The organism is Streptomyces sp. NPDC040545 (genome assembly GCF_055595065.1).
Genome location: NZ_JBVIWA010000020.1, coordinates 40666 through 61365 on the forward strand (window position 1 = coordinate 40666; position 20700 = coordinate 61365).

Annotated in this window: 15 protein-coding genes and 1 pseudogene; 7 read left to right on the forward strand and 9 right to left on the reverse strand. The window is 70.7% G+C overall.

Annotation, left to right across the window (positions count from 1 at the left end):
* Window positions 1-70 precede the first annotated feature (70 nt).
* The 4 genes from ACZ573_RS30370 to ACZ573_RS30385 all read right to left on the reverse strand — a co-directional run bounded on the left by ACZ573_RS30370 (window position 71) and on the right by ACZ573_RS30385 (window position 3346).
* On the reverse strand, window positions 71-739 hold the full coding sequence (locus tag ACZ573_RS30370; RefSeq protein ID WP_471310227.1) for a nucleotidyltransferase domain-containing protein: 669 nt from the start codon (window positions 737-739) through the stop codon (window positions 71-73).
* A 63-nt stretch (window positions 740-802) separates the two neighbouring features.
* Entirely contained in the window at window positions 803-1213 is a 411-nt protein-coding gene (locus ACZ573_RS30375) for an Imm50 family immunity protein (protein WP_471310230.1), read from the reverse strand.
* A gap of 381 nt (window positions 1214-1594) precedes the next feature.
* Window positions 1595-1852, reverse strand: coding sequence for a hypothetical protein (locus ACZ573_RS30380; RefSeq protein WP_471310232.1), 258 nt, complete (start codon window positions 1850-1852; stop codon window positions 1595-1597).
* Window positions 1853-2581: 729 nt separating this feature from the next.
* The gene (locus ACZ573_RS30385) at window positions 2582-3346 is read right to left on the reverse strand and encodes a hypothetical protein (protein WP_471310234.1); all 765 of its coding nucleotides are present in this window, start codon (window positions 3344-3346) and stop codon (window positions 2582-2584) included.
* A gap of 2200 nt (window positions 3347-5546) precedes the next feature.
* Between ACZ573_RS30385 and ACZ573_RS30390 the strand changes: the two genes are divergently transcribed.
* The 5 genes from ACZ573_RS30390 to ACZ573_RS30410 all read left to right on the forward strand — a co-directional run bounded on the left by ACZ573_RS30390 (window position 5547) and on the right by ACZ573_RS30410 (window position 12258).
* Window positions 5547-5921, forward strand: coding sequence for a hypothetical protein (locus tag ACZ573_RS30390; RefSeq protein WP_471310237.1), 375 nt, complete (start codon window positions 5547-5549; stop codon window positions 5919-5921).
* A gap of 127 nt (window positions 5922-6048) precedes the next feature.
* Window positions 6049-7392: an SMI1/KNR4 family protein gene (locus tag ACZ573_RS30395; protein WP_471310238.1), complete on the forward strand. Its 1344-nt coding sequence runs from the start codon at window positions 6049-6051 to the stop codon at window positions 7390-7392.
* 319 nt (window positions 7393-7711) lie between these two features.
* The gene (locus ACZ573_RS30400; RefSeq protein WP_471310241.1) at window positions 7712-7846 is read left to right on the forward strand and encodes a hypothetical protein; all 135 of its coding nucleotides are present in this window, start codon (window positions 7712-7714) and stop codon (window positions 7844-7846) included.
* Window positions 7847-8008: 162 nt separating this feature from the next.
* The gene (locus tag ACZ573_RS30405) at window positions 8009-9481 is read left to right on the forward strand and encodes a hypothetical protein (RefSeq protein ID WP_471310244.1); all 1473 of its coding nucleotides are present in this window, start codon (window positions 8009-8011) and stop codon (window positions 9479-9481) included.
* A 482-nt stretch (window positions 9482-9963) separates the two neighbouring features.
* Window positions 9964-12258 (forward strand): DUF6777 domain-containing protein, encoded by a 2295-nt coding sequence (locus ACZ573_RS30410; RefSeq protein ID WP_471310246.1) that lies wholly within the window; start codon window positions 9964-9966, stop codon window positions 12256-12258.
* 185 nt (window positions 12259-12443) lie between these two features.
* Here the strand turns inward: ACZ573_RS30410 and ACZ573_RS30415 are convergent, their stop codons facing one another.
* The gene (locus tag ACZ573_RS30415; RefSeq protein ID WP_471310249.1) at window positions 12444-12740 is read right to left on the reverse strand and encodes a hypothetical protein; all 297 of its coding nucleotides are present in this window, start codon (window positions 12738-12740) and stop codon (window positions 12444-12446) included.
* 219 nt (window positions 12741-12959) lie between these two features.
* Complete coding sequence (locus ACZ573_RS30420; RefSeq protein WP_471310252.1) at window positions 12960-13682, reverse strand: hypothetical protein; 723 nt, start codon at window positions 13680-13682, stop codon at window positions 12960-12962.
* 191 nt (window positions 13683-13873) lie between these two features.
* Between ACZ573_RS30420 and ACZ573_RS30425 the strand changes: the two are divergent.
* Window positions 13874-14624 (forward strand): annotated as a pseudogene (locus ACZ573_RS30425) (2-phosphosulfolactate phosphatase).
* A gap of 144 nt (window positions 14625-14768) precedes the next feature.
* Here the strand turns inward: ACZ573_RS30425 and ACZ573_RS30430 are convergent.
* Window positions 14769-16217: a hypothetical protein gene (locus tag ACZ573_RS30430; protein WP_471310254.1), complete on the reverse strand. Its 1449-nt coding sequence runs from the start codon at window positions 16215-16217 to the stop codon at window positions 14769-14771.
* 436 nt (window positions 16218-16653) lie between these two features.
* Between ACZ573_RS30430 and ACZ573_RS30435 the strand changes: the two genes are divergently transcribed.
* Complete coding sequence (locus ACZ573_RS30435; protein WP_471310257.1) at window positions 16654-19002, forward strand: helix-turn-helix domain-containing protein; 2349 nt, start codon at window positions 16654-16656, stop codon at window positions 19000-19002.
* Window positions 19003-19044: 42 nt separating this feature from the next.
* On the opposite strand, the gene ACZ573_RS30440 is transcribed toward ACZ573_RS30435, so the two are convergent.
* Together ACZ573_RS30440 and ACZ573_RS30445 are read right to left on the reverse strand one after the other, a co-directional pair.
* The gene (locus ACZ573_RS30440) at window positions 19045-19731 is read right to left on the reverse strand and encodes a formylglycine-generating enzyme family protein (RefSeq protein WP_471310445.1); all 687 of its coding nucleotides are present in this window, start codon (window positions 19729-19731) and stop codon (window positions 19045-19047) included.
* The gene (locus ACZ573_RS30445; RefSeq protein WP_471310260.1) at window positions 19731-20456 is read right to left on the reverse strand and encodes a 4'-phosphopantetheinyl transferase family protein; all 726 of its coding nucleotides are present in this window, start codon (window positions 20454-20456) and stop codon (window positions 19731-19733) included. Before ACZ573_RS30445 ends, ACZ573_RS30440 begins: the two co-directional genes overlap by 1 nt.
* Between the last annotated feature and the right edge of the window lie 244 nt (window positions 20457-20700).

A 20700-nucleotide genomic window follows, 5' to 3' on the forward strand; every position in this document is an offset into this window, starting at 1 on the left:
TGAGCCGACCCTGCCGAGGCAGTATCGACCACACCCCCGGCATGCCGGCCCCACGCCGCCGCCCCCACGCTCACCGCTGCTCCCAGTCGTAGGGGAGTTCGTCCAGCAGCTCTCTCCGCGGCGGCCGCCGGTACTGCTCCGGAACGTCGAGCCGGTCGATCCACGGGTGCGCCCCGTACGTGGCGAGGACGGCCTCGGCGAGCCAGATCCGCTGCGCCGGCGCGAGGTACGGAAGGACTGCGGCGAGATCGGCCTCGTCCCTGGGGCGGGGCTCCTTGGCCTTGTAGTAGAGCTGCACTTCGGGGGTCAGGTAGGGGATGCCGCCCGCACCGATCGCTCCGAGTTCTGTCACGGGACGGTGCACGGCGATGTCACGGCGGGACACCCACAGGCCGTCCTGCGCTTCGTCCAGCATGATCTGGATGCGCCACGGCGCTGCGGGCCCGGGGCGGCACCAGATGTCGTGGACACCCGGATACAGGTACTCACCGGGCTGCCAGGGGCGCAAGCTGCCGGGCGGGTCGGCAGCCCACCACTCCCATCCGGCGAGCACGCGCTGTACGGCGAGCTGGTCATCGCGCAGGACCAGGACGTCGATGTCGTCGTGTTCGCGGACGGGGTGGCCGACGGCGAGTTCGATGGCGTGTCCGCCCGCGATCCACCAGGGCGCTCCGGCCCGGCGGAACATGCCGGCGACCTCGTGCAGGGGCGCGGGCTCCCACGCTGGTCCGGTGGTCATTGCGGGAGCGTAGCGGGCCCTGAGCTCCTTTACCGCCCAGGCCAACTGTTGCGGCGGCGTGGGTCAAAGAGAGCCCTGGAGGTACACGCGACGGTGGACGACCTCGGACGTGGCGGCCGAGAAGGTCATGGAGCGGTTGTCGCTGATCACCGAGACGTGCTGCCGACCGGCGCCGGTCGCGATGACCCGTACGGTGCGGTCGCGCCGGTCCGGATGCTCCGCAGCGATGCCCGTGAGGCGCAGCTCGTCCACACCGGTGAACGTGACGAAGAAGCGCAGCGTGTTGTACTCCGTCTCCTCCCACTCCGGCTCGGGATGGTCCGGTAGTTGTGGGGTCTCGAAGCCGAGGGTGACCGAGGTGTCCCGCTCGTCCACGTGCACGTAGTACAGCGGGCAGGAGGAGAGGTCAGGCGGGGTCTCGTAGAGCGCCGCCAGCTCGGTCCAGAGGCCAAGGTCCACATCAGAGGTGCTCATAGAAGGTGTTCACATGGGTCTCGGGGACGGTGGGGGAGGGCTTGCGTTGCACGACGGTCGTGAAGGGGTGGTCGTCACCGGCGGCCGCCTCCCCGTCCTCTCGAAGTCCGACGTCCGATGCCCGAACCAGCGGCCCAGCTGGCACGACCCCTCAAGGTAGTGGATCGGGCGGTCGGGCGACCAAGACCGCGCTCCCCCTTCCGAACGAACGCATACCTGCACCGCGTGCGGAACCTCGTCCCCCAGGGACGAGGGCTCCGCCCGCGTGATGCTCGTCCGGGCTGGTCTCAACCCGGCTGGCACTGATCTTGTAAGGCCTGCCGCCTGCTAGGGGCCGGGCGAAGTGAGCTAAGAATCCTCTCCCTTCAGGGAGGGGAGGTTTCAACGTTGGTACTGCAGAGCGTCGGCACCCGCAGCGATGACTTCGGCGAGCCGGTTGGCGAAGTCCGCGTTGCATCCACCGAGCCGGACGAAACCGTGGCTGGCCACCGGCCCGTCGTTGCACAGGGAGGGAAGGGTCATGCCGGCGAGCGCGAGTGCCGCCTGCAGCTTGGTGACTGCGTCTTCGCCGTCCTGGTAGGCGGCGTCCTGACGCCGCTTGTACTGCATCCGCTCGGCGTGGGTCAGTTCGTACACCATGGTTCTTGCCTTTCGTGTCAGGTGTGGCACGTGTGGGAGGTGAGGCGCCGGAGCGCGTCGTGAATTCGTCGGGTCTGTTCGGCAGGTTAGGCAGTTTCGGTCGTCGAGGTGCGCTCCCCGGCCCGGCCCACCGCCGCTGGGCACACGGCTGCCACGGGCGCCGCGGCATTGATCGCACGGCAGGCCAGGGGTGCGAGCCACAGCCTGGGCCGCAGCCCGGTGATCAGGGTCCGGACCTGGGCACGGACCGTCGGGTTGAGTCTGCGCACGGCCCGTTACTATCGGTTTCGATCTTCGTTTCAAAGGTGCAGGCGAGGACCCTTCTGACGCGTGGGGAGGACCGGGATGTCCAGGAAGTCGGCGGCTGTCAGCCGCCCCCGCTCATCGCGGTCGCCGCGCACGGGGCGTACGGCACTCTTATGTCGTGGCCCGGCAGCGCCGTTCCCGCCGGCCCGCTTGCGCGGGAACCTCACGGCCGGTTCCCCGTATGCGGCATCAGCACCTCGGTTCGTCGGCACCGGGACTGCCGGCCGGTCGGACTCCACCGCCGGTGCGAAGGTGAGCGCCCGGGCCTCCTGCGGGAGCGCGCCGTCCGTTGCCGACCGGGGAGCCGGAGATCGCCGCGGTTGCCCCCGAGACGCCGGCACGACACCGGTCGTCCCTCCGAGGCCCGAGCCGAGAGCCGTAGCCGCGGCCTGCGTACGAGGCACCGCCACACACGTACGACCGTCATGCGCCGTACCCGAATCTGCGCCCGCTGGACGGAGAGCGGCCCGTCCTTCTGTCGGCGGCGGAGTAGCCGGTACGGACATCGTCCGGGCGGCTGCGAGCCGTGGCCGGCTGCCCGGAACCCAGCACGGAGGCCGACCGGTTCCGGTGTCGTGGAGCGGCCTGGCGGGGCGGCCGCGTGAGCGTGATCTGGCGGACCAGCTGCTGGAAGCAGGCCAGCGCGGCGATGGCGGGAAGCGCGGACGACGTCTCGGCGGCGAGTGTTCTGGGTGCCTGGGCCACGCACAGGAGCGTCGCCAAGGTGGAGAACAGCAGAACGATCGCCCAGGAATGAAGCGCGCGGCGCTGGTGCAACGCGGACCTGAGGATGGACAGGGAGGCGACCGTCCACGGCCCGTAGATCAGCAGGGGCCACCAGCTCACCACATCGCGGGCCGTGTGGAGTCCGGCGCTGTGACGCAGGGCGTCGCAGATGGCCATGCCGCTGAGGACGCTCACCACGGCGGCGATGACGGCGACCAGTACGGCGGTGAACAGGCTGCCCGTTTGCAGCAGGGTCGCCACCGGCGTCCTCGGTGCGTTCCGGCGGTGCCCGCTGGAAGCTCGTTTCGTCGGCCGCTCGGCGGGGGTGTGGGCCTGCCTCAGCCCGGCGACGAGGCCGAATGCGCTGACCGTGTCACCGGTGTCGTCGTAGCCGACGCGGGTGAAGGACTCCGGCTGTCCCGGTGCCGGGCTCTCCTGGAGCAGGCTCGCGAGCTCTTCCACCGGATCCCACGACAGATGCGTCTCACCGGACCCGCCCAGCGCTTCCCCATGTCCTGGGTGTTCCGGCCGATGCCAGGACCCGGTGGTGGCCGACTGGGGGTGGAGGCCATGGACGTCCGCGTATCCGTACGGCTCATGCACGGGAACTGCCGCCCGGGCGCTCGTCGACAGTCGTGGACGATGCGGTGCTCCCCGACCTCCGGTCGAACTCGACCTGGATCATGCTCATCGTACGGAGGAAGTCCTCGAGGACCGAGGACGAGTAACGCAGATCGATTTCGAGGCCCCCGTCTTGCAGCCTTGCGTTCCTGATCTCGCTGGATCCGGCTGATCCTGGAGTGAAAGTCCACTTTCCGATCCGGGTAGTCCCGGTGTGAAAACCACCTCCCCCTTCTTCTTCTAGAGGCCTGCGGAAGAAGAAGGGGGGCTTTGCTGTTGTCATATTCCATAAACGCTGCCGATGTTGGTCAGGGTATGCGCCATCCGGGTGATGGTGGCGGATGAGCAAGTGTTGACCCTGCCCCTTGTCGATTCCGGTAACACGGCAGGAGCTCACCAGTCACGTCCTTCCGCGCGGCCAATCCGCAGCTCAGGGTAGACGATGAGGGCCGGTCGAAGCGGTCCTACGGCGGCTGCTGCGCACAGCGCGCCCGCCCGACGGTGCCGCCATGTATGACCAAATGCGTTTCCACCGTGTTGCCGACTCGCCATATTTTCATCCCTCCATGCTGATGCGTCGGCCCCGGACGCCGCCGCCGCACCTGAGCACGCCGATCCGCGACCTAAGCCCCGACGCGCCGACTGATCATCGGTAAAAGGGCTGAGATGCCAGGGGCGGCGGATTGCTGCGCATGGCTGCATCAGAGGGTCGGGCCGCAACTCTGCATATGCCTCTGCGTTATGCCGGACGATCGACGGGGCTCAGATCGTGTGCCCCCTTGAGCTTCAGCCTTCGAAAGGACCAGCTGTGGGACACCTCCTCCTGTGGATCGTGCTGCTCTCTGCCGCACTGGGCACGGGTTGCACCGCGTTCACCTCGTCGGGGACCGGCCGTCTGTGGCGCGTGGACGCCCTTGAGCTGAGGCGGCAACAACGCTTCAAGCACGTCCTGTCCTGTCATGTGGACGCCATCCGGCTGTCTCGCCGGCAAGCCGCCGTAGAGGTGGAGCAGCCTGCGGGCGTCTGGGCCTGCCCGAGTGCGGAGCCGCTCCAAGCCGCCCAGGAGCTGTGCTGGCCCCTGGGTACCACGGTGGGTCGGGGCGATGCCGACCCTCGGTGACGAGGGACCCGGCTCGCGGTAGGCCTTCGATGCTACTGACATATGACGATGCGCCGATGATCTCGGACGGAATACTGCGTAATTCCTCCCACCGGCGGGCCGTCCGTCCGACCGAAAGGGCGGTCGATGGCGTCGAATCCCTTGAAAACCCCGGCAATATGCCATCGCCGACTGGGTAAAAACCCCGGCAATCCGCGCATTGCCGGTTACGCAAAAACCCCGGCAATTCGTACATTGCCGGATCTCGGAGTCATGGCATCAGTCCCGAATCCGGCGATTGTCTGTGCAATTCTCGTTCGACGCGCCTCCGTGCTAATTGTTGGCGGTAGGGGTGGGATATATTCAAAACAAAAAAAGTATCATCCGTTTATTCGTATTCCGTGCGACCAAGGAGTGGCTGATCTCGTGAAGGAGCATGAGCGTGAGGCCTGTGGGGACTTACGTGAGGCCTGTGGGGACTTATCGGATCGCGACTCATCGCCGGCCGTGCCCCGCTTTTTCCGGTGGGCGGCGGCATGGACGGCGAGTGCGGTCCGGGCTGCACTGATGCGCTTGACGCGCCGCCTCGCCGGAACGGGCATGACCGGCACGATCACCCCGCCCGGACCGAAAAGAAGAGCGACACAAGTACTCCATGACGAATACCGGGCGGGCTTCCCCCTGCCCTTGCCTCACCAAGCGAGCGCCACGAGCGACCCCCACGGATGCCCGTGGTGCCTCTCCCTGGGAAACCCCGCCCCTCCCGCCCGGCCCGACCCCGAGCACTGAACGCAGTACGTCGCGACTCCCACCCCCACCGCGATGAGCCACACCTGCAGGTGGTCGCTCGTATCTACGTTTCGGGACAAGAGGCCGTGCGGAATCGGACACACCGCCCAGGGGGCGGGGTGAGCATGCCGGCAGGGATGACTCCCTGCTGGTATGCGAATTCCTGTTCGGATCAAGGTGGTTGCGGCAGTCACGTTCTCCCCCGCGACACTCGCGGTCGGCGGTGCGGCGCAGGCCGCCGCCCCCGCCCCCGCGCCCTCGGCCGGGGCCCTCCCGGCCATCACGGTCGAGCAGTCCAAGTCCAGGCCGGGAGGGGCGACCGCGTTCGTCGGGCCGGCCGCGGCCGGCCTCGTCTCGCTGACCGGCATCGCCCCGTCACCGCCGCCTGTCGTTGAACACCGGCAGGCTCCCACCGACACTCCTGGAGCCATGTCGCCCGAGGAACTGGCGGACGCCTTCCGGAACGGGGAACGCGGCGAGCCCGGCGGACCCCTGCGGATCGGGCCGGACGGAACGATCCTTCCCTGACGAACGAGCGTCCTGGGCCGACGCGATCGGCTCGCAGCCGACGGACATGCTCAAGCGGTCTTTGCCGGTCGGCTACCGAGCCTCACCGGCTTCGCACCGCAGGATTCCTTCCGCATACGGTCTGCGCATGGTTGATCCGAAACCTCCCATGCCCTCTTCGATACGAGACTTCGCTACGTGGGAGCCCGTACTGCGGCTCCTTCGGGCCGGCGACAGGGAGAGGCATACCGGCCGGACCGTCCGTGGAGCGGGACGTGTGGGCCAGGACAGCTGGAGCCTGCCCCTGAGGGGACGCCTGTCGCCGGCCTGCCGACGCGCCGTGGATCAGGTGCGCGGGACACTCGCGCGTGCGGGAGCCGGCGAGATCGCCTTCACGGCGGAGATCCGGTCGACCGGGAGGACCACGCTCCGGCTGACCGAGCGTGGCCCTGCCGTGGAAGCTGCCTTCGGCAGAGCGGACCTGGGGGTGCTCGTCCTGGTCGAGGGCGCGCTGCCCGAGCCCTGGCGCCGCCTGCCCGCTCCGAGCCCCGATGCGGGGCCAGCCCCCTCGGCGGACCCGGCGGTGCTGGAACGCACGCTTCGCGAGCGATTGGCCGACGCCACCGGGGCGACGGAGGACCAGATCACCGCCGCGGAAGCGCGCCTCGGAGTCACGCTTCCCGAAGAGCTCAAGGTCCTCTACCGGGTGACACCGGCGCACGGGGAGGAAGGGTGGGATGCCTTCGGGGCGGTCGGCTGTGAGCTACTTCCTCTGGACGGTCTCTGCGTGGTCGACGGGGCGAGCCGTCATCCGCGCTGGGAGTTCGCGGCGAGGGAGACGGTCGTCACCCGGCCCGACGCCGCGGTGCAGGGCCTGGCCGGTTCACCCGGCTGGATCGTTTTCGGGGACAACGGCGGGGGAGACCGGCTGGCGGTGGACCTGACACCCGGCCCGCGCGGACACACAGGGCAGGTCATCCTGCTCGATCATGAGAAGAGCATCGGTGCCGAGATCATGGCCGACTCCCTCACCGGCCTGGCCCTGGGACAGTTGAGGGAGGACACCCCCGACCGGTCCGGGGAACGGCTGCCGGTCCTGGCCGCGGTGGGAAGCGGCGGCCTGCGGACCATCCAGGCCGCCGCTCACCCAGCCCTGGAAGTCCTGTCCATCGGCGGGTGCGACGGCGCGCGGTTCAGCCTCGCCCCGCTCGCCGGGCTGCCCCGGTTGCGCACCCTCACGGCCCGTCCCGGCACGCTCGCCGACCCACTGGAGATCACCGCGCTCACCGGACTGGAGTTCCTGGAACTCGGCCCGCAGGAATGGCTCCTCCTCCTGGATGCCGGTGCCGTCCCCCGGTCCTTGTCGGCCGCCGCCATCACACCCCACGGCGATGAAGACCTGGTGCCCCTCGCCAACCGACTCCTCGCCCTCTGGGACCGGCCACAGATCATTCAGGCCATCCTCGAAGGAGACCTCGGTCCCGTGGCCTAGCGGTGGGGTACTCGGCGGGCCGGACATGAGCAGCCTGAGGGCTGTCCCACACTGTCCTGGAGGCCTGCGTCAGAGGCTCGAAAAGATGTGATGCCGTGCGAGCAGTGCGTGTACGGTGCCGGCGTGATCGACTTTGATGGCGCTTGGCGATGTCGTTCATGGCGGTTGGCATTCGGCCCTGGGGGCGCGTCCCACCTCCGACGAGGAGGCTTTGGAGGTGGCCCGGGCGGTACTCGCACGAGCGCCACGACTCCTTCCCGTCTACGCGCACCGCTTCATACCCGCAGGTCGCGAGACTCCTGGACATCCGGTCCTGTCGGTGTGGGGAACCGACATCATCTGCTACGGACAGGATCTGGCCGACTACGTCGACCGCGAGTTCGGCGCGGTGGACGAGGACGCGCCCTGGGCTCCGCAGGCGTCCGTGCCGTTCTGGAAGGACTTCCTCGGCTGAGATTGCTCCCCGGCCGGTGCCGGGCGTAAACGATCTCTGTCGTGCCTGGTGCGATGGCCCCCGCCCCGGTTCAACCGGGTGGTGCGTGCGCTGCGGCGCGAAGGCCGGCCGTGGGGCGGGAACGCACCGGCCGGTGTCGGCGGCGGCTGTTACGGTCCGGCCATGACACGCCCCGACCACGTACTCACCGTCCTGCGCCGGCATCCTGATCTGGCGAGGCTGGCTGCGGGGACCTTCGATTTCGATCTCGACCGGGCCGAGCACGTGGAAGAGGTCTGCCTGGCGAGCGGAGCGCCGCTGAGGGCCGTAGCGGGCGACGTCACCGGCGGAGCCTATTTCCTCTGCGCCGACGGGGCCGTCCTGTACGCGAGCTCCGAAGGCGAAGCGGGCCTCATCGGCAGCAGCATGGACGAGGCTCTCGAGATCCTCGTCGGTCTGCCGGGCTGGCACGACTGCACCGACCTCGACCTCTCGGCCGATGACGAGGTACTGGAGGAGGCGTTCGACCGGACCGAAGACGAGATCCGGAGCTCCTACGGTCCCGGGCTGGACGCCGATCGCAGCACGCTGCTCAGCGGGCTGGGCCTGCGCCGGTTCCCCCGGCGGGAACTGCTGCGGAGGCTCCCGGAGTCCCTGCTGCGGACCGAGCCGGAGTTCCTCCTGGTGAACGCGGACGAAGGCTGCGCGTACGAGTTGCTGGACGGTCTTCGGCGACCGCCGCTCCGGCAGGCGGTCCTGGCTCCCGGCCGGGCCGATCTGGTCCGGATGGGGACCGACCGCAGCTGCTGGGACGCGATTGCGGACGATCCGGTACGGCGGGCCACGGTCCTGCGCGCAGCCCAGTACGACCGGCAGCCGGGGGACCTGCCGCTTCTGCGCGTACTCCTCCGGCAGGAGGCCCGGAGCGGCCCCAGCGAGGAGCTCCGCCTCGCCGCGGTCCTGGTCGCCCTGCACGGCAGGACGGAGGACCACGCTCTGCTGCAGTCCTTGCGGGAGGCCGAGCCCGATGTCCGTTTCCTGCTGGGCGGTTTCCCCGATTCCGCAGGAGCGCTCACCCAGTGGGCGGCCGACTTCGACGCATCGATCTACGGCCAGGATCCCCACGACGAGCACGACCTCACCTGGACCGCCCTGGCCCGCCGCCAGGGGCAGACCGAACTGGCCCGAGCCGCGCTCATACGCATCCTCGACGACGCGGGTCCACGGGACGAGGCCCTTCTCGGGTCGCTGGCCGGCGAGCTCGTAGCCCTCGGAGACCTAGGCAGGCGATCCGGGCACGCCGCCTGCACGTGTCCCTGCAGGACGACACCGGCAGGCGCGGCTCGGCCCTGGTCGACCTCGCCTCTCTGCAACGCCGGCACGGGGAGGCGGAGGCAGCCTGAGCGTGCCCCGAGCCCGCCCAGCGCCTCGCGTGAGTGCGCGTACTTGTCGAGGAGGCTCAGGGCCCGTCGGTGTGTACGGGATGGTCCCCCCGGCTGCCGATGCCGTGACGGGGTGCGGACGCACACTCCCCATCACGGGGGTCCAAGCGGGGCGCCGACGAGGAACGCGGCCTCGACACCGGCTGATGCTGCGCCGCAATCCGGCGGCCGGGCGTTGGAGCCGTTCCGCGGGCTGACGACGGTCAGCCGGTAGACGCCTTCGGTGCAAGCAGAGGTTTGTCAAGTCCCGAAAGGTCGCGGCATGACCTGGTGCGGGGCAGAGGGCTTACTCAAGAGATGGACGCACGCGGAGTGGGCGGTTCCCGCCCGGGCGTTTCCAGATGTCCAGAGTTCCAAATGTCCAGGTTCCACCTCCGGGATGTGGAGGCCCGGACCGTTCGGAAGGAGTGAGCGCATGCGAGTCACCATGGTCCACCCGCTGCCCTGTGTCGGGGGGCGAGCGTCGTGAATTCCCTGCCTCCTTCCTCCGAGCGTCCCACCGGCCCGCCGCCCGGCCCGTTGTCGGGTGGGGGCGCGCATGCAGAGCCACCGCCCCCGCCTCCTCCGCCGGGTCCGCCGCCTCCCTCGGGGCCCCCGTCGGGGCCTCTGCCGGTCTCGTCCGGAGGGTCTTCGCAGCCGCCGGCGGGTGGCGTCGGCCGGGTTCGCAGGTGGCGATCGCGCAGGGCCGTGCTGAGCGTGGGTACGGCGGTGGCCGTGGTGTCGGCGGTGGTCCTCAGTTTCACCGTGCTGGGGGGAAATTCCACGGCGGGCGGTGAGGTCTTCCTCCAGGCCGCTCCGGAGCCCGGGCCCGACCCGTTCACTCCTTCGACGGCCGCACAGGCCGAGAGCGTCGCCAAGACCATGCCCATGCCCGCGGGCGCGAAGGCGAAGGACGGTGCGGGCGCTGCGAGCGCCACGAGCGGCGCGCGCACGCTCGAGGTCGACGGCGGGTATCCGGGGCTGTACGGCGGAACGCGGAACGTCGCGAGCTGTGACGTCGAGAAACAGATCCGGTTCCTCACCGAGCACCCGGACAAGGGCAGGGCGTTTGCCGTCTCGCTGGGTATCCGGCAGTCCGGGATTCCCTCGTACCTGCGGTCGCTGACTCCCGTCCGGCTGGGTTGGGACACCAGGGTCACCAATCACGGATACCGGAATGGCGCGCCCACCAGTTACCAGGCGGTTCTGCAGGCCGGCACTCCCGTGCTGGTCGACGGCCAAGGCGTGCCCCGGGTCCGCTGCGCCTGTGGCAACCCCTTGAATCCGCCCGTCGCGGTCAGAGGCGGGCAGACGTACAGCGGCGCGAAGTGGTCCTCGTTCCGGTCCTCCGGCCTCGTCGCGGTCAAGCCCGCCGCGAAGCCGGTGAAGACCGTCACGGTCTTCGACCAGGACCGGAGGGGATGGTACGAGCGCCCCAGCGGAGCGGCGGAGGCCAAGCACGACCGCGAGGTCCCGCCCCCGCAGGGCCAGACCCCCGGCTCTGCCTACCCGGTCCTGCCGGCGGCCCGGCCGGGGTCGGTCCAGCCGCCCTCTGAGGCGACCCGGAACCAGCCCCCGGAGCCCACTCCCGTCCAGGCGCCGGGCCAGAACCGGGGGACCGCGCCCGATCGGAGCCCGGGCAATGCCCCGGACCAGGCCCCGGACCAGGCCCCTGGAAAGGCACCGGACGTACCCCCGGGCCAGAAGCCGGACGAGGGCTCGGAGAAGGCACCAGGTCAGGAGCCCGGTACCGACCCGGGCGAGGCCCCCGAGAAGGGCCCGGGCAAGGACCCGGGGAAGGAGTCGGGTGAGAACCCGGGGAAGGAGTCGGGCCAGGAGCCCGGTAAGGCCCCCGGACCGGACGCAGGCAAGGAGCGCGGCCAGGACCCGGACAAGGCCCCGGACAAGGAGCCGGACAAGGCCCCGGGAAAGGAGCCGGACAAGGAGCCTGGTGAGGCCACGGCGAAGGCCCCGGCCAAGGATCCGGGTAAGGAGTCCGGCCAGGAGCCGGGCGAACAGCCGGCCAAGGAGCCCGGCCAGGACCCGGGTGAGAAGTCCGGCAAGGCTCCCGGGAAGGCGCCGGGCAAGGACGCGGAGAAGGACCCGGGCAAGGAGTCCGGCGAGAACCCTGGGAAGACGCCGGGCAAGGAGGCGAACGAGAACCGGGGCGAGAGCTCGGACAAGGTGCCGGGCGAGGAAGCAGGCAACGCGCCCGGTCAGGATCCGGCGAAGGCGCCGGGTCAGGAGTCGGGCCGGAAGCCCGGCAACGAGTCGGGACAGAACCCGGGCAAGGAGTCCGGCCAGGACCCGGACAAGGCCCCTGGGAAGGACTCGGGGACGGTTCCGGGCCAGGAGTCAGGCCAGGATCCTGCGAAGGTGCCTGGTCAGCAGCCGGACGACGGCCCGGGGAAGGGGTCGGGGAAGGCGCCCGGCAAGGACCCCGGCAGGGGCGCGGGCCAGGCACCGGACGCGGCTCCTGGGAAGGTTCCGGAGTCCGGCCACGAGTCCGGGAAGGCCCCCGGTCACGACACGCGCAAGGGCAGCGGTCAGGAGTCCGGGAGCTCGCCGGGCCATGAGCCCGGCAAGGTCCCCGGGAAGGTGCCGGAGTCCGGCGAGGAGCCCGGCAAGGCTCCGGACAGGAGCTCCGGCAACGATCCCGGAACGGCGCGCGGGAACGAGCCGGGCCAGGGCCAGGATCCGGGGAAGTCACCGGGCCGGGACTCGGGCGTCGACCCCGGCAACGGCCACGGGAAGGCACCGGGCCAGGGTCAAGGCCAAGGCCAAGGGCAGGGCCAGGGCCAGGGTCAAGGCCAGGGCCGGGGCCAGGATTCCGGCGTCGGCCTCGGCAACGGCCCGGGGAAGCCGGCGGGCCAAGTGAGAGGGGAGGAGCGGGGCGGGAGCACGGTCCGGAAGCCCGGCAACGAGCCGGGGCGGCAGCAAGGCGGGGATCCCGGCGGTGCCCCGGGGAGGGGCAGTCGCGGTGATCCGGTGGTTCGCATACCGGGGCGATGATGTTCCGGCTGAGCCACCGCCGGCCGATGCCTGCGTCTGCGGCCGCAGGCTCACGAACACCGTCGAAAACGCTTGAAGACCCGCCCGCACCGGAAGGCCGTCAGGCACCAGGAAGGCCCCAGCAGACCCCGGGGCCTTTCCTGCGGTCCGGCTCTCGTCGCCGGCCTTACGGCCTGCCCTACGGATCAGGAAGCGGGGCTGCGGCGGGCGCGGAGCCGGCGGACACCCTTCACCACGTAGACGGCGGCCATGAGCGCGAAGCCGGTGAGAGCGAGCCAGAACCAGGACTTCGCCCCCGTGAGACTCAGCAGCAGGCCGCTGATGATCAGCAGGGCGGCGAGGGCATCCAGCAGTTCGAGACGTGCCGCTGAGCGCACCACGGAGTCAGGACCGCGCAACCGGCGGACGATGGGAATGAGGCCAAGGGCTTGCAGGACGGCCAGACCGAGAGCGATCCAGACGTACCAGTCGGGTATGTCCACGGCGCGCACTGTATCGCCTGCCCGGGGCCGCGACGAAGATCCGGAAGGAGCACCCCGAAGGAGTCCGTGAGTGACAGGCTGACCACCTCGCCGTCACCCACCATCGCGACCGGATGCCCATGCCGAGGGTCGGCCTCGATGGCATCGGCTGCTGTTCTCCCGGCCCGTCAGGCAGCCGGACCCGAGCCCGGACCTGCCACAGGAAGTGCCGGGCCACGTTCACCCGGGCGGTTCGCACCGCTGGGGGAGCGTCACGGTTCCGGGCCGGTGCTCGAAGGTGTCCATGACCAGCCACTCGTCCAGCTCGGGGTCGTAGAGGTTCTGGACACCGAACTGCAGGACCTGCCAGAACGTGCCTCGGTTGTGCTCGTCGACGTAGATGTCGCCCAGCGCGAGCGGTAGACGCGGGTAATTCCCGGGAGGCAGGTCCGGGAAGACCACGCCCACCCTCCAGTGGTTCACGCGCCGTTGCGGGGTGCGCCGCAGGGTCTCCGGCCCGACGAACCGGGCGTTCTCGAACCCCTGGTTCAGCGCCTCCAGGTTGAAGCCTGGGATGCGTGAGCAGGGATGCTCGTCCAGGCCAGGCCATTTGTACGTCAGCGTGTAGAGCGTGTCGTGGTAGATCAGGTTGGTGAACCAGATCGGGTACTGCGGGCCCCCTGCGGTCATCTGGCTGTCGCCGTCCCTGCCCTCCCAGGTGAACGGCACGGTGATGTCCAGGTCGCGCACGATCCATTTGCCCTTGCCGCGGAAGTCGCGGGGGAGCCGGGGCGGAGGCGGCGTCGGGGAGGCGTTCCGCTGCGCGGCCGCGGTCCCGAACGACGGCGCGGTCCCGGTCCGGGGTTCGGCGCCGACCGAAGGTGGAGCTGCCAGGACGAGGGTGACCACTCCGGCAAGGGCGGCCGACGTGGCCGTCCGACGTCGGGCCTTCTTCCAACCCATGGTCTCCCTCGGCTGTCACGTCGGGCGCCGTCATGGCGCGGGACAATCACGGCGATGCTGGGACACCGTCCCCGGAATCGAAGGTTCCGAAACCGACGGTCACTCAGCTTGCCGCGTGTCCCGAGACACCGGTGGCGGCCGCTGGATCGCGCGTCGGCATCAGCCGCACGGGCCTCGGCGAGAATGGCGAGATGGACCATCATTTTGTCGGTATTCCGGAGCTGACGGACGTTCCGCGTGTTGCGGTCGTCGTCGACGTGATGCGGGCTTTCACCGTGGCTGCCTGGGCGTTCTCGCGTGGCCGAGAGGATCGTCCTGGCCTCGTCGGAGGATGAGGCGCCGGCCTGGAAGGAGAGCCGTCCGGGCTGGCTGGCTCTGAAGGACGGCGCTCCGGCGGCGGGCTTCGACGCGGTGAACTCACCCGGTCTGATCAGGTCCCTCGATCTGACCGGCCGCACGGTGGTGCAGAAGACGACGGCGGGAAGCGTCGGTGCCCTGGCCGTCGCGAGCTCGCCGCTGGTCCTGTGCGCGAGTTTCGTGGTGGCCGGCGCGACAGCGCGGTTCCTGAGGTCCGAGGGGTCCGGGCCGGTGACGTTCGTCGTCACCGGCGACGCAGGCCAGGCCGCCGAGGACCTGGCCTGCGCTGAATACATCGGCGGGCATCTCGCCGGAGGCGATGCCGAGGCGGCCCCGTACCTGCACCGCGCGAGGACCTCCCGGGCTGCCGCCGACCTTGCCGACGGAGTGCGACGCGGATATCAGGGCGCTCATCCCGACGATGTCGACCTCTGTCTGGAGGTCGACACCTTCTCCTTCGCGATGGTCGCTCGTCAGGAAGACGCACTGACCGTACTGCGTCCCGCCGAGGTGCCCGACGGAACGGCCGACGCCGGCCGACCTGCTGCCACTCTTGGGGCAGCCCTCTTCCGATCCGGCCACTAGAGGAAGCACCCCGAGCGAGTCGGTGACGACCTCGGGAAGTACGACGAGAGCCCGGCCGATTGATCGGCCGGGCTGGTGTCGGGTTCCGTCGGCGGGTCGGCGGGTCGGCGGGTCGGCGGGTCGGCAGGTCGGCGGGTCAGCGGGTCAGCGGGTCGGGCAGACGTCCTGGGTGACCTTGCCGGCCTTACCGCCGTTCGTCGCCGGATCCAGGGTCAGGCACTTGCCGGTCCACCGGTTGATGAAGTAAGTGGCGCGCCGCCCGCCGTACTGCTCCGCCGGCATGATCTCCCAGAGCTGGTTGTCCGAGGCCCACCGGCTCTCGCACGGCCACCAGAACAGCTGCATGCCGTTGCCGGGCGGTACGCCGAGGTTCCACGGGACGGTCAGGCAGTTGCCGTTGCCCGCCTTGATCCAGTAGTAGTTCTGGCTGTCGTAGGGCGGCAGGGTGCCCGTCCACTGCTGGCTGCTGGGCGCCGGGCTCGCGCAGGCCCGCTGCGTGACCACGCCGCCCGTGCCGTCGGGGAAGTCCTCACCGCGCACCATGCAGCGGTTCGGTGCGGTGGTCTCGTAGGTCTGCCCGATGAACTGCTTGTTCGGGGTGACGGTCCACAGCGCCGGGTGCGGCGGGAAAACGTGGGCGTTGCGGTTGAGTTCGTTGACCACGGACATCGGGGTGACGCCGCCCGTGTCGCTCTGCTCGTAGAAGTTCACCGCGACGTAGTTCGGGTTACGGCCCGCGGCGGGACGGCAGTCCTTGTCGATGCGCTTCTTCAGGGCCGAGCCGTTGTCGCCCGGCGCCTTGGCCTCGGGGTTCCACACGCTCGAGTCGAACTGGTTCATGGTGAACAGCGGTGTCAGGGCCGTGCCCGGCATGGGGTTCTGCCCCACCGGGTTGCTGTTGCGCGAGGCACAGCCGCTCGGCCGGTCGCCGTGGTAGTCGTAGAGCGTCTCCACCGTGCGCGCCCAGGTGTGCATGAGGCGCCCGTACTCCTTGCTCCCGTCGCTGGACTTGACCGGGACGTCATCTCCCCACGTGCCCTGGAACACCACCAGGCGGCGGTTGTCGGAGACCATGTCGCGCAGCCGCGGCCAGTTCCGCTTGTCGATGTCGTACTGGTTGGGCGAGAACAGCAGGTTCTTCGCGTTCTCGACCTCCAGTACCTCGGAGATCACCTCCGTGAGGGGCGCGCGGGGGGCGTAGTTCTCCAGGAAGATCGTGACCACTTCCTCCGGGTGGGCCTTGAGGAAGTCCACCACCCTGTGGAGCCCGCCGCGCAAGCTCTCGAAGCAGGCGATCTTGGTGTGGCACATCATCAGGTCGACGTTGCCCTCCGGGTCGTAGGAGAGGTAGTAGGTGTCGAGCATCAGCCCGCGCACGCCGTCGTCGAGCTGCCGGGAGATGTCGCGCGACTGGTTCCTCGGCGGGATCGCCCCCGAGTCCGCGTAGGAGTTGTGGGTGGTCAGCGACGACCACTGGTCGAGGCGGGCGTCTCCGTACTTGCTTCCGGACGCCGCCACCGCGGCCGTCGGGGTGGGCAGCATCGTGGCCAGGAAGAGCAGCGAAAGAATGGGTAGGGACAGCCTTCGCAGCACGCGGAAGCCTCTTGCAAACATGTCGTTCCCCAGGGTCAATACGGTCGTTGGAACCGGAGCGGGCGTGCGGCACCGGTTGCCGGACGGCGGTGTGGGCGGGCGGCCCGGAGCACCGCGACGCCCGCGGCACCGTGACGCCCGGAGCACCGTGACGCCCGCGGCACCGTGATGCCCGGGGCGCCGTGATGCCCGGCGGACCGGCCGCCGACCGTCCGTGCCACGTCGGGCCGACACGGCCGACACCGGGCCGGACCATGCGGTTGCGCCGGCAGAGGTCGAACGGCTCCGGCCCGGCCCGCCGGTGCCCAGCCAAGCCGCCCGGACGGGGTACGGACCACGAAGTTCCACCGGCAGAAGTAGATGTAACGTCTTGACATACTTCTGCCGGTAGCACCCGCCGACCCGGGGGGACCACGCCGACCAGGGGATTCGAGTCATGAGTGACGAGGGGTTCGCCGCGCGCCTGCATGCGCTGCGAACGGGTGCAGGGCTCAGCCAGGAGGAACTGGCGCAGTCCGCCGGGTTGAGCGTCCGAGCCCTTTCGGACCTGGAACGCGGACGTTCCCGGGGGCCGCAGCGCCGCACCGTCCAAGCCCTGGCCACCGCCCTGGACCTGGACGACGCGGCCGCCGCCGAACTGGAACACACCGCCGGCCTCGGCCGCCCCCGCCCCCGCGCCCGCGGTCGCTCCGGAGCCGGGCCCGGCACCCGGTCACAGGCGCGGCCCGTCCCGCACCACACCCTCCAACTGCCGCGCGACATCGCCGACTTCACAGCACGCGGCCTTGCCCTGGACCGGCTCCGTGCCCTGGCCGGACACCTGGACCCCGCTCACCCACCCGTCGCCGTGGTCAGCGGACAGCCCGGCCTCGGCAAGACCGCCTTCGCCGTCCACGCCGCCCACGCCCTCGCCCCCCACTTCCCGCACGGCCAGTACGCCATCGACCTGCGCGGCATGGACCCCCACCCCACCCCGCCGCGCGACGCGCTCGCCCGGCTCCTGCGCGCCCTCGGCACGGCCGACAGCGCCATCCCCACCACCACCGAGGACCGCAGCGGCCTCCTGCGCTCCCTGCTGCGCGACCGCCGGATCCTCCTCCTCCTGGACAACGCCGCCGACGAGAACCAAGTCCGCCCCCTGCTGCCCGGCCACAGCCCCAGCCTCACCCTCATCACCAGCCGCAACGCACTGGCCGGCCTCGAAGCGGTCCACCGCCCCGAACTCACGCTGCTGCGCCGCGAGGAGGCCGTCGAACTCCTCACCCGCGTCATCGGCCCCGAACGGGTACGCCGCGAGAGCCAGGCCGCCCGCGACCTCGCCGACCTGTGTGGCCACCTCCCCCTCGCCGTCCGCATCGCCGCACAACGTCTCGCCGCCCGCCCCGGCGAACACCTCACCAAACTCGCAACCCAGCTCGCCGAGGACACCACCCGCCTGGACACCCTGCAAGCCGGCTCCCTGCAGGTCCGCGCCGCCTTCGCCCTGTCCTATCGACAACTGCCCCCGCCCACCCGCACCGTCTTCCGCCGCGCCTCGCTCGCCGCCGGCCCCGACTTCAGCCCCCAGAGCGCGGCCCTCCTGGCAGGACTGCCCCTGCGCCAAGCCGCCCGATGCGCACAGGACCTCACCGACGCCGGACTGCTCCAGCCCCACCCCACCGCCGACCGCTACCGCTTCCACGACCTCCTCCGCCTCTTCGCCGCGGAACAACTCGCCGAGGAGGACGAGCCCGCGCACACCACCGCCGCCCAGAACCGGGCCGACCTCTGGACACTGCACCGCGCGACGGCCGCAGCCCGGCTCTTCGACACCGCACCCCACCCCGACACCAGCCCCACCCCCGACCCCGATCCCGCCACCGCACCCGCCGACCACGAACAGGCACGGGCCTGGCTGGAGGCCGAGAGGGCCCAGTGGCTCGCCGCACTGGGCCGCGCCCAAGCACGCGGCCTGCACCAACAGGTCCTCGACACCGCCGAGGCGATGCACTGGTTCTCCGACCGCACCCCGCACTGGGAAGCCTGGGCACAGGTCTTCCGGTGGGCCGTCGACTCCGCCCGAGCCCTGGGCAGCACACACGACGAGGCCGTCCACCTCAACTACCTGTCCTGGGCCTACAACATGTGCCTCTACGACCACACCGCAGCCCTGACCACCGCACGGGCCGCCCTGGCCGCAGCGCGTGAAAGCGGCGACCAGCTCCAGGTCGGCTGGGCCCTGGGCTACGCCGCCGGCGCGCTCCACCGGCTCGGCCGAACCGGCGAATCCATCACCTGGCTCCAAGAAGCCGCCGACCACCTCAGCGGGCAGACCGGCCCGGAGAGCCGCCTCGCCGAGCTCACCGTCCTCAACACCCTCGGCCAGCACCTGCGCCAGACCGGCCGCGCCGAGGAAGCCCTGACCATCCACCGGCGCAGCGAAGCCATCTGCCGAGCCGGCGTCCCCGGAAAGCCCCAGGAACTGATCGGCCTCTACCTCGCCGTAACCCGCCAGCACATCGGCAACGACCTCGCCGCCCTCCACCGATGGAACGAAGCGGAACACCCCCTGAGCTACGCACTCACCCACTTCCAGGCAGCGCAGATGCCGGCCTGGAGCGAACCGGCCCGCCTCGACCTCGGCATCGTCCTGCGCCACCTCACGCGCCACCACGAAGCCCACGCGGCCCTGACCGCCGCACACGACGCGCTGGTCCGGCTCAACAACCCCCGCACATCCGAAGCCGCCGACCACCTCCACCAGCTCAACCGGACACTCGACGCTGCAGGCCACTCGACCGACTGAGGGGGCGAAGGCTGCTCATCACGCGGGCGGGTGGGTGGTTGGTCAGAGCCTCAGGGTGCGGGCCAGGCGTAGTCCCACGTCCTCGATCCGGAGTGTGGGGTGGCTGCGCCGGCGTACCGAGGCGCGGCAGCTCCAGTGTTCGTCGAACCAGCCGCCGCCGCGTAGCACGCGGTAGCTGCCGTACACCTCGGGGTCGTAGAGGTCCCAGCACCATTCCCAGACGTTGCCGAGCCTGTCGTACAGGCCCCAGGGGTTGGGGCGGCGGCGGCCGCCGACCTCGTGGATGCGTTCCCGGGAGTTCCCGCGGTGCCAGGCGATGTCGTCGAGGGGGCCGTAGCGGGGGCCGGTGGTGCCGGCCCGGCAGGCGTGTTCCCATTCGGCCTCGGTCGGCAGCCGGTAGCCGTCCGCGTCCCGGTCCCACGCGACGACGGCCTCCCCGCCGTCCGCGGTGTCTGTGCTGTGGGGGAGCTGGTAGGCGGGAGTCAGTCCTTCCTGCCGGGACAGGGCGTTGCAGTACCGGACGGCGTCCCACCACGACAGGCTGTGCGCCGGGAGGCGTCCGCCGTCCTGGCCGTCCTGTGCGCCGGCGGGGTGTGTTGCGGTGATCTGTATGCGGGCGGCTCGGGTGAGCGGGTGCGCCGCGAGGCGGAAGGCGGCGACCTCGACGGTCCAAGTGCGTTCGGTGCGGCGGTCCGAGAGGGTGACGTGTCCGCCCGGCACGGTGATCATCATGCCGGGTTCCCCCGCTCAGGGTGGTGGTCCGCGACGGCGAGGGCGGCGGCGTAGCCGTCGGGGGCGGGCAGGTCGGTGAGGATCCAGCCCGTCACGGGTGCCGGGGCAGGGGCGGAGCCGACGTACGGTTCGGCCAGGCCGAGGGCGAGTCCGGTGCCGGCGGCCTTGAGGCAGGCCTCTTTACGGGACCACAGGCGGGCGAGTGCGGCGGGGCGCCGTGGTGGTGCGAGGGCGGTCAGTTCGGCGGCTTCCGCCGGGTGTAGGGAGCCCAGGACGTCGGCGACGGCGTCCGCACCGGGTGTCTCCTCGACGTCCACGCCGACCGGGACGGCGGCGAAGGCGAGGTAGGCCAGGTCGCCGCTGTGGGAGAGGGAGAAGTGGATGTCACCGCCGGCGACGGCGGGACGGCCGTGGGGGCCACCGCAGCACGGGCAGTCCTCCCGGACCAGGGTGACCTCGCGCGGGTCCAGGCCGAGGCGGGTGCCGAGCAGGACCCGCAGTGCCAGGTGGGAGGCGCGGTAGCGGTGGCGGTGGCCGGGCAGCACCAGCCGTGCGGCCTTCTCGCGTTCCCCGGCGTCCAGGACGGCGTCCGCCTCCTCGACGCGGTACCCGCCGACCGTGTCCGCGGTGGTGTCCAGGGACCACACCGAGGTGGTCGAGCCCGCGGGCGGCGGCCCGATCCGCGGTGCGCCGGGGCCGAGTTGGTTCACGTACTCGATCATCCGACCGAGGGTAGACCAGGTTGCCGGTGGGCATGGCGCCCCGCCTCCTTCTCGGCGGATCGTCGGCCTGCCTGCCTGCCTGCCTGCCTGCCAGCCGGACCGGCGCGTTCGCCGGTGTGCCGTTCTGTCCGTGTGTGGGGGCTGTCCGGTGGCGGTCGGTGGTGGCGGTGCTGGTGGGGTGGGTACGGTCTGTTCATGTACTTGATCGGTCCGGGGCAGCAGCGGGGTCATGTCCTTCTCGTGG

Excerpts from the sequence above, each read along its gene's own strand:
- ACZ573_RS30370 (WP_471310227.1), bottom strand. The coding sequence starts at position 739 with ATGACCACCGGACCAGCGTGGGAGCCCGCGCCCCTGCACGAGGTCGCC.
- ACZ573_RS30420 (WP_471310252.1), bottom strand. The coding sequence starts at position 13,682 with ATGGGTTGGAAGAAGGCCCGACGTCGGACGGCCACGTCGGCCGCCCTT.
- ACZ573_RS30375 (WP_471310230.1), bottom strand. The coding sequence starts at position 1,213 with ATGAGCACCTCTGATGTGGACCTTGGCCTCTGGACCGAGCTGGCGGCG.
- ACZ573_RS30380 (WP_471310232.1), bottom strand. The coding sequence starts at position 1,852 with ATGGTGTACGAACTGACCCACGCCGAGCGGATGCAGTACAAGCGGCGT.
- ACZ573_RS30435 (WP_471310257.1), top strand. The coding sequence starts at position 16,654 with ATGAGTGACGAGGGGTTCGCCGCGCGCCTGCATGCGCTGCGAACGGGT.
- ACZ573_RS30390 (WP_471310237.1), top strand. The coding sequence starts at position 5,547 with ATGCGAATTCCTGTTCGGATCAAGGTGGTTGCGGCAGTCACGTTCTCC.
- ACZ573_RS30405 (WP_471310244.1), top strand. The coding sequence starts at position 8,009 with ATGACACGCCCCGACCACGTACTCACCGTCCTGCGCCGGCATCCTGAT.
- ACZ573_RS30395 (WP_471310238.1), top strand. The coding sequence starts at position 6,049 with ATGGTTGATCCGAAACCTCCCATGCCCTCTTCGATACGAGACTTCGCT.
- ACZ573_RS30445 (WP_471310260.1), bottom strand. The coding sequence starts at position 20,456 with ATGATCGAGTACGTGAACCAACTCGGCCCCGGCGCACCGCGGATCGGG.
- ACZ573_RS30440 (WP_471310445.1), bottom strand. The coding sequence starts at position 19,731 with ATGATCACCGTGCCGGGCGGACACGTCACCCTCTCGGACCGCCGCACC.